The following is a 14,770-nucleotide window of genomic DNA, read 5'->3' as shown; positions in this document are numbered from 1 at the left end:
ACTGTGGGATGAACGGCCAGCGATGCGCCGGCGATAGGAAGTTCTTAACCGTCCGATTGCGGCAAAGCTGCGATCTCGTCGGTTCCTTCGGTGTTACTACGGTGTTCCCGAAGCGAAACCATCTGCGGTTTTTGCGGGCCGTTTGCGAGTGGGATGCGCGATGACGATGCGATGGATACTAGGCGCGGTGATGTCGCTGTGGCTCGTCGCTCCGGCGCTCGCAGGCAATCTCGAGCCTGCTGCGGTGAATGACGCTGCGCGTCCTGCGAAGCCACCGGCCACCGACAAGCTGAATGCAGCCGTGGTGAAGCTTCAGGTGCTGCTCGATCGCGCGCATTATTCGCCCGGCGAGATTGACGGCAAGCTCGGCGAGAACGCGCAGAAGGCGCTCAAGGCGTTCGCGGAGCAGAACGGCATCGCATCCGACAAGGTTGTGGCGCCGGAGCTCTGGGACAAGCTGACCGCGGCGAGCGAGGGCCCGATCCTCGTCGACTACAAGATCACCGACGCCGACGTGAAGGGACCGTTCTTAAAGAAGCTGCCGGCCAAGCTCGATGACATGAAGTCGCTGGACGCGCTGAGCTACACCAGCCCGCTCGAAGGACTTGCCGAGAAATTCCACATGAGCGCGGATCTGCTCAAGGCGCTCAATCCGGGCAAGGCGTTCGACAAGGCCGGAGAGACGATCGTGGTTGCCAATGTTCCGGCGCGGCGCGAGCTGCCGCGCATTGCCCGGCTCGAAGTCGATAAGACCAACGGGACCTTGAAAGCGTTCGACGCAAGCGGCGCTCTGCTGGCGTTCTATCCGGCGTCAGTCGGCAGTCCGGATCGCCCGACGCCAACGGGAACGCTGAAGGTCACCGCCGGCCACGAGCTGCCGACCTACCGCTACAATCCCGACTACAAGTTCAAGAGCGTCAAGTCCAAGAGACCGTTCGATATCAAGCCGGGTCCGAACAATCCGGTGGGCGCATACTGGATCGGCCTGTCGGCGCAGGGCTACGGCATCCACGGAACGGCAGAGCCCGACAAGGTCAGCAAGTCGGCGTCGCACGGCTGCGTTCGGCTCACCAATTGGGACGCGCGTGTGCTCGGCGAGAACGTGAAGCGCGGCATGCCCGTCGTCTTCCTCGATGCGCCGACGGAATCCTCATCGAAGCGGCAGGGCACGCCCGCTGCGAAGCGTGCCGCGAACTAGTCCTTCGGAAAATCCTTGCGCATCGCGATCTCCGCGGCGTCGCCGGGCGACAGCACGTTTTGATCGAAGGCGGCCTGCGGCGTCGTCATGATGTCGTAGAGCGAGATGCCCTTGATCGGCTTGCCCATGAGCTCGCGGACGCATTCGGCGAGCGTGCCGTTGTAGACGAGATAGGGCGGCCCGCGATCCTTCTGCCGCTCGCCCTTCAGCGACGGCCATTTCTTCAGCTCGGCCGGCGCGTCATAGGCGATCGGCGATCCCTCTTTGAACATGCGTTTGGCCCCGGTGGCTTGATGGCCGGGAAGTCTACAGCCGCCGGGTAAACGCCCGTTAAAGAATTGGCTCAAATCAGCCGGCAATGAAGGCGAGCAGGGTGCCGTTGGCCTTGGCCGGCGGCACGCAGATCGCAGCTCCGCTCCGCACCGCGGCTGGCCCCAACGCCTTCTCGGTCGCCGCGAGATCACCGCTGACCAGCACCAGCGCGGCGCCACCGCGCTCTGAGAGGCCATTCAGCGACACGCCGGGATAGCGCTTGGCGAGTTGGTCCAGCGTCAAATAGACGAAGTCGGCGCGATCGCCGCCGGAAGGCACGATGACGGCGCCGTCCGCGTCGGCCTTCGCCTCGCGGTCGATCAGGCGGGCGAGATGCGCGGCCTCCTTGGCGGGCTCTGGCGTTGCGATCAGCGTCTGCTTGATCCGCTTGGCCGCATTGGCGTGGGTCATCAGCTCGGGGATCCACACGGTCTCGCGGGTCTTGTGCTGGCAGGCGAAGATGCGCACGCCGCCCGGCGCTTCAGCCGTCGGCCACATGAACGTGCGGAATTTCGCCGCCGAGATCGTGCCGTCTGGCAGCGTGACGGGGCGTTCGAAATCGGTCGGGCCGATCGGCTCCAGGCCCCGTGCACGGATCTCCTCGGCGCCGGCAGCGCTATCGACTGCGGTGAAAGCGATGCGCTCGATGCCTTCGCCATGCCGCTCGACGAAGGCGCGGGCCGGCGCATTGTGCTCGGTTGCCACGAGCACGCCGAGCAGCTCCATGTAGTCGGGGTCGAACATGATGGTGTAATTGCCGGTGCCCATATGCGCGCTGTGGGTGCCGCGCGGCGAGACCGTGAAGCCGAGTTGTCTGTAGTTCTCGGCGGCCTTGTCGAGGTCCTTCACCATGACGACGGCGTGGTCGATACCGATGACGTTCTTGAGGGCCACTGTTGCTATTCCCCGATTGCAAGCTGATTTTGCGCCGCGCCGGCGGCTGTCGGCCATGTCTACGCCGGATGGGCCGTCAAGTCATTTTCAGTTCGGCGAGAGATGCGGAATTTCATTCCGCGCGATGCATCCTCCGACGCGCTTCAGCGCGCCTGCTCGAGGTAAGCCGCGAGGACGGCGCGCTCCTCGCCGGTCATCTCGGTGATGTTGCCGGGCGGCATGGAATTGGACCAGGCTGCAACCCGCCCGATCAGGCGAATGTTGCGATGGATGTGCTCGGGCGTGTCGAGCACAATGCCCTTCGGTGCGGTGACGATGCCGGCCCAGACCGGCTCGGCCGCGTGGCACATGCTGCAGCGGGACATCACGATCTCCTCGACATTGGCGGCCGTGACCGGCGCCGACAATGCGCCCGTCTTCACCTCGCGCGGTCCGGCGGCGGAGAGGAGGAGAATCGCAATCACGCCGGCCGCGGCCACGCCCCACACCCACCAGGGCGATTGGCGCCCGGCATGACGCTCGTTGAAGAAGTGGCGGATCACCGGCCCGAGCGCCAGGACGATCGCGACGATGATCCAGTTGAAGCGCGTGGCGTAGAGCAGGGGATAGTGGTTGCTGATCATCAGCACGACGACGGGAAGCGTCAGGTAATTGTTGTGGACCGAGCGTTCCTTGCTGGCCTTGCCGAGCTTGGGGTCAGGCGCCTGTCCGGCGATCAGGCTGGCCACGATCTTCTTCTGGTTCGGGATGATCAGCGTGAAGACGTTGGCCACCATGATGGTGCCGATGATCGCGCCGATCTGGTTGAAGGCGCCGCGTCCGCTCAGCACATGGGTGAAGGCGTAAGTGAGTGCGACCAGGAACAGATAGCCGCCGATGGCGAAGGGCAGTTCGCGCTGGGCGAGCCCGGTGCGGCAGGCGGCCTCATAGAGCAGCCACGCCAGCGCCAGGCTGCAGAAGCTGAACAGTCCGGCCTGGAATGATGTGAGGTCGAGGATCGACTTGTCGACCAGGAACAGGTCGGCCTCGAGATAATACACCACCACCATCAGCGCGAAGCCGGACAGCCAGGTGGTGTAGGCCTCCCATTTGAACCAGGTCAGCTCGTCCGGCATCTGGCTGGGCGCGACCAGGTACTTCATGATCCTGTAGAAGCCGCCGCCATGGACCTGCCAGGCCTCGCCCTGCACGCCGCCCGGCAGGTCGGCCTTCGGCTTCAGGCTGAGATCGAGGGCGATGAAATAGAAGGAACTGCCGATCCAGGCGATTGCGGCCACCACGTGCAGCCAGCGCAGCAGCAGGCTCGCCCATTCTGATATGACGGATCCCCACATGATCTCCTCATCCGGCGCGACCTGGATGCCGCAGCCTCCATGACCGTAACCGGCGATCGCCGCCCTCACAATGTGTCGCACCGTTCAACCGCATTTTCCAGTATGATGGACTGCGGCTGATGCACATCGTGCGGGCATGAACTGACGTGGGATTCGGCAGGCGCCAAACTCGCCGAGAGACCTTTTGCGGGTGATCGGCGTTGACGCACGACACGCCCAAGGCGGAGGACGACGAATTGAGCGACAGGATAACGTTCGTGGCGATGCTCGCAGCGCTGCTGGCTGCTGCTGCGGCGGCCGGCGCACACGCCGAGCCCGTGTTGCAGGGCAAGGACGCCTATGGCGATTGGCGCGCCGACAAGCCCGGCACGGTCAGGCTGATCCGGCCGCAGGATCTGGTCAGGCCCGGCGCCACGCGATCGGTTGCGAGCTCGTCGCGCGTGGTGCCGCGTCCGCCGGAAGCCCAGCTCCAGGTGCCGGCCGGCTTCAAGATCGAGCTGTTCGCCGAAGGCCTGCGTGCGCCGCGCATCATCCGCGCGGCGCCGAATGGCGATGTGTTCGTCGCGGAAACACGCGCCGGCACCGTTCGGGTGCTGCGCGCGGGCGAGGGCGGCAAGGTCGCGACCAACGAGATCTTCGCCAGCGGCCTGCGGCAGCCGTTCGGCATCGCTTTCTTTCCGAACGGCGACAATCCGCAATGGGTCTATGTCGCCAACACCGACAGCGTCGTTCGCTTTCCCTACAAGGCCGGCGATGTGAAGGCGCGCGGCAAAGCGGAGACGGTTGTCGCAAGCCTGCCGGATGGGGGCCATTCCACCCGCGATATCGTCTTCACGCCCGACAACAAGCGTATGCTGGTGTCGGTGGGTTCGCTCAGCAACGTCGCCGAAGGCATGGGCACGCCGCCCGGCGGGATGGAGGCGTGGGCGAAGACGCAGCCGCTCGGCGCCACATGGGCCAGCGAGCTCGAGCGCGGCGCGGTGCTGGCCTTCAACCCTGACGGCAGGGAGCGAAAGATCCATGCCACCGGTATCCGCAACTGCGTCGGCCTCGCGATCCAGCCGCAGACCGGTCTGCCCTGGTGCTCGACCAATGAGCGCGACGGTCTCGGCGACGACCTCGTGCCCGATTACGTCACGAGCGTGAAGGAAGGCGCGTTCTACGGCTGGCCGTGGTTCTATATCGGTGGCAATGAAGACCCGCGCCATGCCGGCGCGCGGCCGGATCTCAAGGACAAGGTGACGGTGCCCGATGTGCTGATCCAGCCGCACTCGGCCTCACTCGGCATGACCTTCTACCAGGGCGCGCAGTTTCCGCCCGAATACCAGGGCGACGCCTTCGCCGCCCAGCACGGCTCCTGGAATAGGTCGAAACGCACCGGCTACAAGGTGATCCGCATCCGCATGAAGGACGGCAAGCCGACCGGCGAGTACGAGGATTTCGTGACGGGGTTCGTCGTGAACGATACGGAAGTGTGGGGCAGGCCGGTGGGAGTGGCGGTGGCGAAGGATGGATCGCTGCTGATCTCGGAAGATGGCAACGGCACGATCTGGCGGGTGACAAGCGCGCCGCGGTGACGCTGCACCCTCTCCCCTTGTGGGAGAGGGTGGCTTCGCGAACGCGAAGCCGGGTGAGGGGTATCTATCGTCACGAGCAGTCTCAGGTGTAGAGAGAACCCCTCATCCGGCGCTTTGCGCCACCTTCTCCCACAAGGGGAGAAGGAAGAAGAGCACCTCATCCTCGCCTCACGCTCGCACCGCCATCCACCGGCAGCGTCACGCCCGTGATGAAATTCGCCTCGTCGCTCGCCAGGAACAGCGCGGCGTTGGCGACGTCCCAGCCCGTACCCATCTTTCTGCGCAGCGGCACCTTGCTGTCGCGTTCGGCTTCGACCTCGGCGCGGGTCTTGTGCCATTCGCGGGCGCGGGTGTCGACGGCCATCGGCGTGTTCATCAGGCCGGGCAGGATGACGTTGGCGCGGATGCCGTATTCGGCGTTCTGGTAGGCGAGCTGTTCGGTGAAGGCGATCATCGCCGACTTCGTCGCCTTGTAGGCGACGTAAGGATAGGTGGTGATCGCGGCCATCGACGAGATGTTGATGATGGCGCCGCTTCTCTGCGCGCGCATGATCGGGATCACTTCCTTCGCGGCGAGGATGCAGCTCTTCAGATTGATGGCGACGATGCGATCGAATGCCTCCTCGGTTATTTGCAGCAGCTCGGCATCGCCACCAGCGAGGCTGACGCCGACATTGTTGTGCAGCACGTCGATACGTTCCCAGCGCGATTGCGCGTCCGCAACCATCGCCTTGATGTCCGCAGCCTTGGTCACGTCCGCCTTGAAGGCCGCCGCCGTGCCGCCTTTCGCGGTGATCATCGTGACCGTCTCCTGCGCCGATTCCAGATGGTGGTCGACACACAAGACCTTGGCGCCCTCGCGCGCGAAGGTGAGCGCGGTGGCGCGGCCGTTGCCCATGCCTTCGCCGGGGCTTTGCCCGGCTCCGACGACGATCGCGACCTTGTCCTTCAAGCGCATCTCGGTTCACTCCCGTCCTTGTCATTATTTTCGTGCAGACTAGCAATCGCGCTCCTGGGAGAGAAGAGCGCGCTTTCCGCGTTCATGTCATTGACATCGCACGGAATTGCATGTGGCAGCCGGTCCATCGCGCATGGCTGGACGTTGCGGTCCAGGAACCGTTCCGGCCTCGCAGCGTTTGTCGCGGAGCCTTTCCCGCGCTAGGCTCAGTCTCGGGGCGTCCCAACCACCAGTGGCTTGCCGATGAATCTGCTCGATCCGCAAGGGCCCGTGGCTGCGGCCAATAGAACTATTTTGGTCGATTCGGTCTTCATCATGCTCGTGATCGTGGTGCCGACCATTTTCGCGATTCTGGCTTTCGCGTTCTGGTTTCGCGCCTCGAATCCGAGAGCACGCTACCAGCCGGAGTTCGTCTATTCCGGCCGCGTCGAGATGGTGGTGTGGTCGATTCCGGCGCTCACCGTGATCCTGCTCGGCGGCGTCGCCTGGATCGGCTCGCACCAGCTCGATCCCGCCGCGCCCGTGCCGGGCACCGGCAGCCCAGTGCGGATCCAGGCGGTCTCGCTCGACTGGAAATGGCTGTTCATCTATCCGGACCAGCGCATCGCCACCGTCAACACGCTGACGGTGCCGGCCGGCGCCGAGCTGAATTTCCAGCTGACGTCATCGAGCGTGATGAACACGTTCTTCATCCCGCAGCTCGGCAGCATGATCTACACCATGAACGGCATGGTGACGAAGCTGAACCTGCGCGCCGACAACGAAGGCAAGCTTCAGGGCCTGTCCGCGCATTTCTCCGGCGACGGTTTCCCGGACATGATGTTCGACGTCAACGTGATCTCGCCGCTCGCCTTCCCGGACTGGGTGGCGAATACGGCGAAGACGGACGCGGTGCTGAACGAGGACAGCTACAAGAAGCTGATGCAGCAGGGCATTGAGAAGGGCAGGCCGGTCTACCGCCTCGACGATCCGCGCCTGTTCGATTTGATCGCGACCCAGCACATTCCGCCGGGGCCCGGGCCGGCCCTCGCGTCCGAAGCAGGCCGATCGCACAGTGGAGGCCATGATGCTCGGTAAGCTCGATTGGTCGGCCATCCCGCTCGACCAGCCGATTCCGCTCGTGGCCGGCGCGGTGGTGCTGGTCGCGATCCTCGGCGTGCTGGGCTGGGTCGTGGTGAAGGGACATCTGCCCTATCTCTGGCACGAATGGATCACCAGCGTCGACCACAAGCGCATCGGTGTCATGTACATCCTGCTCGCCTCGGTCATGCTGCTGCGCGGCGGCAGCGACGCCATCATGATGCGGATCCAGCAGGCTGTGGCGTATCAATCGCAGGGCTATCTGCCGCCGGAGCACTACAATCAGATATTCTCCGCGCACGGCACCATCATGATCTTCTTCGTGGCGATGCCGTTCGTGATCGGGCTGATGAACCTCATCGTACCGCTCCAGCTCGGCGTGCGCGACGTCGCCTTCCCGACGCTCAATTCGGTCGGCTTCTGGCTGACGGCGACCGGCGCGCTCTTGGTCAATATCTCGCTCGTGGTCGGCGAATTCGCGCGCACCGGATGGCTCGCCTTTCCGCCGCTGTCGGAACTGTCCTATTCGCCCGGCGTCGGCGTCGACTATTACGCATGGTCGCTGCAGATCTCCGGCGTCGGCACGCTGGTGGCCGGCATCAATCTGGTCACCACCGTGCTGAAGCTGCGCACCAAGGGCATGAACTACCTGCGCATGCCGATGTTCTGCTGGACCACGCTGGCCTCGAACCTCCTCATCGTCGCGGCGTTCCCGATCCTCACCGCGACGCTCGCGATGCTGCTGCTTGACCGCTATCTCGGCTTTCACTTCTTCACCAACGAGGCCGGCGGCAACGTCATGATGTTCATGAACCTGATCTGGGCCTGGGGCCATCCCGAGGTCTACATCCTGGTGCTGCCGGCCTTCGGCATCTTCTCCGAGGTGGTCTCGACCTTCTCCGGCAAGGCGCTGTTCGGCTACCGCTCCATGGTGCTCGCGACCATGGCGATCTGTGTCGTCTCCTTCATGGTCTGGCTGCACCACTTCTTCACGATGGGCGCAGGTCCCAACGTCAATGCCATCTTCGGCATCGCCAGCATGATCATTGCGATACCGACCGGCGTGAAGATCTACAATTGGCTGTTCACGATGTATGGCGGCCGCATCCGTTTTGCGACACCAATGTTGTGGTCGGTCGGCTTCATGGTGACGTTCCTCATCGGCGGACTGACCGGCGTGCTGCTCGCGGTGCCGCCGGCCGACTTCATCCTCCACAACAGCATGTTCCTGGTGGCGCACTTCCACAACGTGATCATCGGCGGCGTGCTGTTCGGCGTTTTTGCCGGCTTCGAGTACTGGTTCCCGAAGGCGTTCGGCTTCCGTCTCGACGAACGCTGGGGCAAGGCCGCGTTCTGGTTCACCTTCATCGGTTTCTTCATAACCTTCATGCCGCTCTACATTGCCGGCATGCTCGGCATGACCCGGCGCATGCAGCACTACGACGTCGCGGCCTGGCGGCCCTGGATGATCGTTGCGGCGGTCGGCGTGGCGGTGCTGACGATCGGGGTGATCTGTCAGATCGTGCAGCTCGTCGTCAGCATCCGCAATCGCGAGGCGTTGCGCGACCGCACCGGCGATCCCTGGGACGGGCGCTCGCTGGAATGGGCAACCTCGTCGCCGCCGCCGGTGTTCAACTTCGCCTTCAATCCCGATGTGCGCGGCGAGGACGCCTATTGGGATATGAAGGCGCGCGCGAGGCAGCAATCGCTCGCGCATGAGACGCCGGATTATCAGGACATCGAGATGCCCCGGAATTCCCCGACCGGATTCGTCTGTGCCTTCTTCGCCACCATCATGGGATTCGCGCTGATCTGGCACATCTGGTGGATGGTGATCCTGGGCGGCTTGGGCGCTTGGGCGACCTTCGTCGTGTTCGCCTGGCGCGACCATGACGAATACGTCATCCCGGCCGAGGAGGTCGCCCGCATCGACCGCAGCAACATCGAGGAACGGCGCAACCTCGTCAGCATGGCGGGAGCAGTCTGATGGCGATGACCGCGACCGCAGGCCACGCGCATGCCGATCCCCATCATATCGGCCTCGTCATCGAGCATCCCGGCCCCGCGCCGAAGCGGATCGTGACCGCCTACGGCTTCTGGATCTTCCTGCTCTCCGACATCGTGATGTTCTCCTGCTTCTTCGCGGCCTATGCGGTGCTGTCAGGCCAGACCGCCGGCGGCCCCAAGGGCGCGGAGATCTTCGAGCAGAGGAACGTGGCGATCGAGACGGTCTGCCTGCTGTTGTCGAGCTTCACCTGCGGCATGGCCAGCATCGCCGCCGACGTGCGCAACCGGTTCTGGTTTTATCTTAGCATGACCGTGACCTGCGTGCTCGGGCTGATATTCCTCGTTCTCGAGTTTCGCGAATTTGCCGACCTCATCGCGCGCGGCTATGGCCCGTCACGCAGTGCGTTCCTGACCGCGTTCTTCTCGCTGGTCGGCTGCCATGGCCTTCACGTCTCCGCCGGCGTGCTGTGGCTTCTCACCATGATGGCCCAGGTGTTCGCCAAGGGCTTTCGCGCAGACATCTTGCGCCGGATGACGTGCTTTGCGCTGTTCTGGCACGCGCTCGACATCGTCTGGGTCGCAGTGTTCTCCGTCGTGTACCTGCTCGGGAGCGCGCCATGAGTGAGCAGACGCATGGGATGGTCAAACGCGACCTCGCGCCGGGCGAGGAAGAAGAGCATAGCGTCGGCGCAAGGATCCTCGGTTACGTCGTCGGGCTCGTGCTCGCGCTGCTGCTCACGGCGACGTCGTTCTTCATCGCCGGCACGGACCTGGTCTGGCAGCCCTCGATTCCCGTCGCGCTGATCGTGCTCGCGATCGCACAGATGGGCGTGCATCTGGTGTTCTTCCTGCACATCACCACCGGCCCCGATAACACCAACAACGTGCTGGCGCTCGCCTTCGGGCTGCTGGTGGTGTTCCTGGTGGTCGGCGGCACGGTCTGGATCATGGCGAATCTCAACGCCAACATGCCGCCGATGGACCAGATCATGCGGATGCAGTGACAGCCGCGCAAAAAGAGAGAGCCGCTTGCTTGTGACAAGCGGCCCAAGTCTAGGGAGGAAACGCCCAAGCAAAGACAATCGGCCGGAGCCGGATTGCTGCCAAGGAAACGCTCGCGCAAGGGCGCTTGCGTTGGCATACAAATGCAGCAACCGCCGACGAAGTTCAATTCCGGATCAATACGGTCTCGGATTACCACTCACGGGTGCGTGAGGGAGCTTGCTCACCTTGGCCGGCGGCAATTGTAGGCCTTGCGGAAGCCGGCCGCCTGGGCGTCGTCCTCCGAGCAGAACCAGCGATCCGGTGTCGTGGTCGCGGGATAGCTCGGGCATCCCCGCAGATGGTAGATGCCGATATTGCCGGTGACGCGGGCGCGCACCGCGAGCTTGCCCTTGATGCTGCAGTTGGGGGGCATGGTCAGCTCCTCCGGAAACAGCACGGCGCGGATTTCCTTGTCGCGGTCCGGGCGGCAGGCGGTGCCCAGCAGCGCGCCGTCCTTCTTGCCGCTGCGGAAATCTTGCGGTGCAACAAAACAGCCCTTCCAGATCCCCGCCGCCGTCGTCTTGGCCTCGGTGGCTGCCGGCTTGACGTTGGCCTTCATCGGCTCGCGTGCGAGGGCAAAGCCGAGCTTGATCAGCTGCTCGTTCAGGCTGGCCTTGTCGCCTTCGGCCGTGCAGATGGCGCGGTGCCGCTTGCCAAAGCTCTTCTCGGGCCCGACATCGTCGCAGCGCACCGTTCGTTTGTTGATGAGCTTCGCGAGCTGGTCGCGGGCCTCGATGCCGCAGGTCCAGGCATCGGCTTTATTGTCGATGCAGACCTGGTCGAGCTCCGGCGCGTCGACGCCGTCGAGCCGGTAGGTGACGTCGCCGAGCTGGACCGAGTTGCCGTCACGGGCCGTCGCGGCGCCGGTCAGCGCGGAAACTGGTCCGGACGAGGCCAGAAATCCGGACAAGGCGAGAAACGAAACGAGCGCAAAAGCGCGGGCGGCTGCAAAGATTTTCTGGAAGGACATACGGTCTCGCTATCGATGGCTCGTGCGCCCCGTTCCTAGCATCCGGATGTGGCGAGACCAATGGTCTGCGCCTCGCGAAGTGCGACATTCCGGCCCCGCCGCTTTACTCCGCCGGCGCTCTGCCCGTATCGTTTCGCCGGCCTCGCTGACCGCGCAAGGCCGAATCGCCCGGTAAGCGGCGAGGGGGAGGACAAGGTTGCGATGAAAGACCCGGTGGATGTCCTGATCATCGGCGCCGGCGCTTCGGGCGCGGCGGTGGCGTGGTCGCTGGCCGAGACCAAGATGCACATCCTCTGCCTGGAGCAGGGCGGCTGGATGAACCCGGCGGAATATCCCAGCACGGGCCGCGACTGGGAGGCCAAGTTCTACGGCGAATGGTCGTCGAGCCCGAACGTGCGCGGCCGGCCCGAGGACTACCCGATCAACGACGACAACTCTCCGATCAAGGTCGTGAACTACAACGCGGTCGGCGGCTCGACCGTGATGTACACCGCGCACTGGCCGCGGCTGCATCCCTCCGATTTCAAGGTGAAGACGCTCGACGGCGTCGCCGACGACTGGCCGATCGACTACGAGGCATTGACTCCGTTCTTCGAAGAGAACGACCGCATGATGGGCACGTCGGGCCTGTCAGGCGATCCGCTGTCGCCGCTGACGCATCCGCCGATGCCGCAGCAGCCGATGGGCCTGTCCGGCGCCATCATCTCCAAGGCCATGAACAAGCTCGGCTGGCACTGGTGGCCGTCGGACACCACGGTCGCGACGATGGACTACGAGGGCCGGGCGCGCTGCATTAATCTCGGCCATTGCACGCCGGCCTGCGCGCAAGGCGCAAAATCCTCCACCGACATCACCTATTGGCCGCATGCGATCCGTGCCGGCGTCGAGCTGCGCACGCATTGCCGGGTGCGCGAGATCACCACCGATGAGAACGGCATGGCCTCGGGCGTGGTCTATTACGACAAAGACGGCATCGAGCAGTTTCAGCCCGCGCATGTCGTCGTCATCGCCTGCAACGGCGTCGGCACGCCGCGGCTGCTGCTCAACTCGGCATCGGGCCGCTTCCCCAACGGTCTCGCCAATTCGTCGGGCCTCGTCGGCAAGAACCTGATGTTCCATCCCTATGCGCAGATCTACGGCTATGTGAAGGAGCCGACTGACTCCAACCGCGCGCCGCCGACCTGCCTGTGGAGCAAGCAATGGTATGACACCGACCTGTCGCGCGGTTTCGTGCGCGGCTATGGCGTTCAGTTCGTGCGCGGGGCCGGGCCGGTGTTCGAAGCGGTCGTGAGCGAGCAAAAGGGCATCTTGCCGTGGGGCGAGGATCACCACCGCGTGTTCCGCAAGCTCAACGGCCATCGCTTAGGTTTCTCCGCGATTTGTGAGGATCTGCCGGAGGAGCACAATCGTGTCACGCTCGATCCGGTGCTGAAGGACAGTCACGGCATTCCCGCGCCGAAGGTCGACTACACCATCAGCGAGAACAGCCGGAAGATGATGGAGCACGCGCTGGCGCGCGGCCGCGAGTTTCTCGAGACGGCCGGCGCGAGCGACATCTGCGTCAACTCGCCGATTCCCTGGGGCGGCTGGCACCTGCTCGGCACCGCGCGCATGGGCACCGACCCCGAGCGTTCCGTCGTCAACGAATGGGGCCGCGCGCACGACGTGAAGAACCTCTTCATCGTCGACGGCAGCATCTTCGTCACCTCGGGCGGCGTGAACCCGACCTCCACCATCCAGGCCCTCGCGCTCTACATCGCCGACCAGATGAAGCAGCGCCTCGCCAATTTGTTCGATTGAGGCTGTGATGTCCGCAGACAACCAACTGACACGCAGGCAACGCGACGATCTCCGCGCCATCGCCGCGATGATCATTCCGGCCAGCGACGAGTACAAGGTGCCGGGCGCCGACGATCCCGCGATCCAGGCCGACATGCTGGCAACGCTCGGTCGCGATACCAAATTGGTGGCGGCGGCGCTGGATCACCTGGCGCGGCTCGCCCGGGGCCCGCTTGCCGAGCTCGATGCCGCCAGACGCGACGCGGTGGTGCACGAGTTTCGGAAGAACGGCGGCGTTGCCGCCGCAACCCTCGTCCGTGTCGTGCTGCAATGCTATTACCGCAATGACCGCGTACTGAGCTCGCTGGGGCTCGAGCTGCGCGCGCCTTTCCCCAAGGGCCATGTGCTCCCAGAGGGGGACTGGTCGCTGCTCGATCCGGTTAAGGCAAGAGGTGGCTCGCTGAGGCGCCCGCCCTAGCCATCTGGGCAGCCCGGCGCTGCGCTCCAGGCGGGCCACTTGCGCCTCCGGGAGCAGGCCACCATCTGTGTGAGCCTTCGAGGACTCTTGCCATGTTGGACTTCACCTCAGATATCGCCGATGACGCACCGTCATCGCGGACGACGGCGCCTGGCCCGGCCGATGACCGGGCGCTGCTGGACGCCTATTCCAATGCTGTGATCGACGTCACCGATCGCGTCGGCCCTGCGGTCGTGCGCGTCGAGACCGGCCCCAAGGTGTCGAACGGTCGCGAGCGCGGCGGGCTCGGCTCCGGCATCGTGATCTCGCCGGATGGGCTCGTGCTCACCAACAGTCATGTGGTCGGCACGTCGAAGGAGATCCGGCTGCGCGACGTCGAAGGCCATGTCGGCGACGCCCAGGTGCTCGGCGTTGATCCCGATACGGATCTGGCGCTGCTGCGTGCCAATGGCGTGCGGCACTTGCCCTATGCCGCGCTCGGCAATTCCAAGAGCCTGCGGCGCGGCCAGCTCGTGATCGCGATCGGCAATCCGCTCGGCTTCGAATCGACCGTGACGGCCGGCGTGGTCTCGGCGCTCGGCCGCTCGATCCGCTCGGTGAGCGGGCGCACCATCGAGGACGTGATCCAGACCGATGCCGCCCTCAATCCCGGCAATTCCGGCGGGCCGCTGGTGTCGTCGCATGCCGAGGTGATCGGCATCAACACCGCGATCATCAATGGCGCGCAAGGAATCTGTTTTGCGGTCGCCAGCAACACCGCGCAATTCGTGCTGTCGGAGATCATCCGCCACGGCTATGTCCGCCGCGCCTATATCGGTGTCGCCGGGCAGACCGCGCCGGTCCCGCGGCGGCACGCGGTGCTGGCCGGCGTCGAGAACAAGATGGGCGCGCTTCTGATGCAGATCGAGCCGGATGGACCAGCGGCGAAGGCAGGCCTGTTGCCCGGCGACGTCGTGATCAGGCTCGACGGCGTCGAGATCAATGGCGTCGACGATCTGATCCGCGTGCTCGACCGCGACCGGATCGGCCGCCGGCTCGCCATGGACGTGCTGCGCCTCGGCCGCCTCCGGGCGATCGATATCGACCCGATCGAGCGCAAGCCGGCGCGCTGAACCTGGCGATGACAGCGTGTATGTGCC

Annotated in this window: 14 protein-coding genes; 9 read left to right on the top strand and 5 right to left on the bottom strand. The window is 64.7% G+C overall.

All coding sequences use genetic code 11. From position 1 onward, the window contains the following. Positions 1 to 160: 160 nt before the first annotated feature. Positions 161 to 1,198 carry a L,D-transpeptidase family protein gene (locus tag GA0061099_RS02520; RefSeq protein ID WP_036026025.1) on the top strand — a complete coding sequence of 346 codons (1,038 nt, stop codon included), beginning with the start codon at positions 161 to 163 and terminating at the stop codon, positions 1,196 to 1,198. Here GA0061099_RS02520 and GA0061099_RS02515 read toward each other — a convergent pair. The 3 genes from GA0061099_RS02515 to GA0061099_RS02505 all read right to left on the bottom strand — a co-directional run bounded on the left by GA0061099_RS02515 (position 1,195) and on the right by GA0061099_RS02505 (position 3,738). Next, a complete protein-coding gene (locus tag GA0061099_RS02515) occupies positions 1,195 to 1,470 on the bottom strand; it encodes a hypothetical protein (RefSeq protein WP_036004252.1) in 276 nt (91 codons plus the stop codon). The genes GA0061099_RS02520 and GA0061099_RS02515 overlap by 4 nt on opposite strands. A gap of 76 nt (positions 1,471 to 1,546) precedes the next feature. Further along, entirely contained in the window at positions 1,547 to 2,404 is an 858-nt protein-coding gene (locus GA0061099_RS02510) for a VOC family protein (protein ID WP_036026022.1), read from the bottom strand. A gap of 143 nt (positions 2,405 to 2,547) precedes the next feature. Further along, a complete protein-coding gene (locus GA0061099_RS02505) occupies positions 2,548 to 3,738 on the bottom strand; it encodes a urate hydroxylase PuuD (RefSeq protein ID WP_036026042.1) in 1,191 nt (396 codons plus the stop codon). Between the two features lie 263 nt (positions 3,739 to 4,001). Between GA0061099_RS02505 and GA0061099_RS02500 the strand changes: the two genes are divergently transcribed. Further along, positions 4,002 to 5,315 (top strand): PQQ-dependent sugar dehydrogenase, encoded by a 1,314-nt coding sequence (locus GA0061099_RS02500; protein ID WP_036026038.1) that lies wholly within the window; start codon positions 4,002 to 4,004, stop codon positions 5,313 to 5,315. A 157-nt stretch (positions 5,316 to 5,472) separates the two neighbouring features. Here GA0061099_RS02500 and GA0061099_RS02495 read toward each other — a convergent pair whose 3' ends face one another. Next, the gene (locus GA0061099_RS02495) at positions 5,473 to 6,273 is read right to left on the bottom strand and encodes an SDR family NAD(P)-dependent oxidoreductase (protein ID WP_036026021.1); all 801 of its coding nucleotides are present in this window, start codon (positions 6,271 to 6,273) and stop codon (positions 5,473 to 5,475) included. A gap of 294 nt (positions 6,274 to 6,567) precedes the next feature. On the opposite strand from GA0061099_RS02495, the gene GA0061099_RS02490 reads away from it, so the two are divergent. The 4 genes from GA0061099_RS02490 to cyoD are packed head-to-tail and all read left to right on the top strand — an operon-like array spanning position 6,568 to position 10,364. Continuing rightward, positions 6,568 to 7,350 (top strand): cytochrome ubiquinol oxidase subunit II family protein, encoded by a 783-nt coding sequence (locus tag GA0061099_RS02490; protein WP_245311226.1) that lies wholly within the window; start codon positions 6,568 to 6,570, stop codon positions 7,348 to 7,350. Next, positions 7,340 to 9,340, top strand: a complete 2,001-nt coding sequence (cyoB, locus tag GA0061099_RS02485; protein WP_036026035.1) for a cytochrome o ubiquinol oxidase subunit I — start codon at positions 7,340 to 7,342, stop codon at positions 9,338 to 9,340. The genes GA0061099_RS02490 and cyoB overlap by 11 nt, the downstream gene beginning before the upstream one ends. Continuing rightward, a complete protein-coding gene (locus GA0061099_RS02480; RefSeq protein ID WP_036026017.1) occupies positions 9,340 to 9,981 on the top strand; it encodes a cytochrome (ubi)quinol oxidase subunit III in 642 nt (213 codons plus the stop codon). Before cyoB ends, GA0061099_RS02480 begins: the two co-directional genes overlap by 1 nt. Continuing rightward, positions 9,978 to 10,364, top strand: coding sequence for a cytochrome o ubiquinol oxidase subunit IV (cyoD, locus tag GA0061099_RS02475; protein ID WP_036026014.1), 387 nt, complete (start codon positions 9,978 to 9,980; stop codon positions 10,362 to 10,364). The genes GA0061099_RS02480 and cyoD overlap by 4 nt, the downstream gene beginning before the upstream one ends. Positions 10,365 to 10,585: 221 nt before the next feature. Here cyoD and GA0061099_RS02470 read toward each other — a convergent pair whose 3' ends face one another. Then, positions 10,586 to 11,374 (bottom strand): thermonuclease family protein, encoded by a 789-nt coding sequence (locus GA0061099_RS02470; RefSeq protein WP_036026008.1) that lies wholly within the window; start codon positions 11,372 to 11,374, stop codon positions 10,586 to 10,588. Between the two features lie 201 nt (positions 11,375 to 11,575). Between GA0061099_RS02470 and GA0061099_RS02465 the strand changes: the two genes are divergently transcribed. The 3 genes from GA0061099_RS02465 (at position 11,576) to GA0061099_RS02455 (ending at position 14,743) form a co-directional block, all read left to right on the top strand. Continuing rightward, positions 11,576 to 13,174, top strand: a complete 1,599-nt coding sequence (locus tag GA0061099_RS02465; protein WP_036026006.1) for a GMC family oxidoreductase — start codon at positions 11,576 to 11,578, stop codon at positions 13,172 to 13,174. A 7-nt stretch (positions 13,175 to 13,181) separates the two neighbouring features. Further along, positions 13,182 to 13,631, top strand: a complete 450-nt coding sequence (locus tag GA0061099_RS02460; RefSeq protein ID WP_036026004.1) for a gluconate 2-dehydrogenase subunit 3 family protein — start codon at positions 13,182 to 13,184, stop codon at positions 13,629 to 13,631. 92 nt (positions 13,632 to 13,723) lie between these two features. Continuing rightward, positions 13,724 to 14,743, top strand: a complete 1,020-nt coding sequence (locus tag GA0061099_RS02455) for a S1C family serine protease (protein ID WP_036026003.1) — start codon at positions 13,724 to 13,726, stop codon at positions 14,741 to 14,743. Positions 14,744 to 14,770 lie beyond the last annotated feature (27 nt).

Source organism: Bradyrhizobium yuanmingense (genome assembly GCF_900094575.1).
Lineage (GTDB): Bacteria > Pseudomonadota > Alphaproteobacteria > Rhizobiales > Xanthobacteraceae > Bradyrhizobium > Bradyrhizobium yuanmingense.
This window is presented reverse-complemented; position numbering and strand designations above follow the sequence as displayed.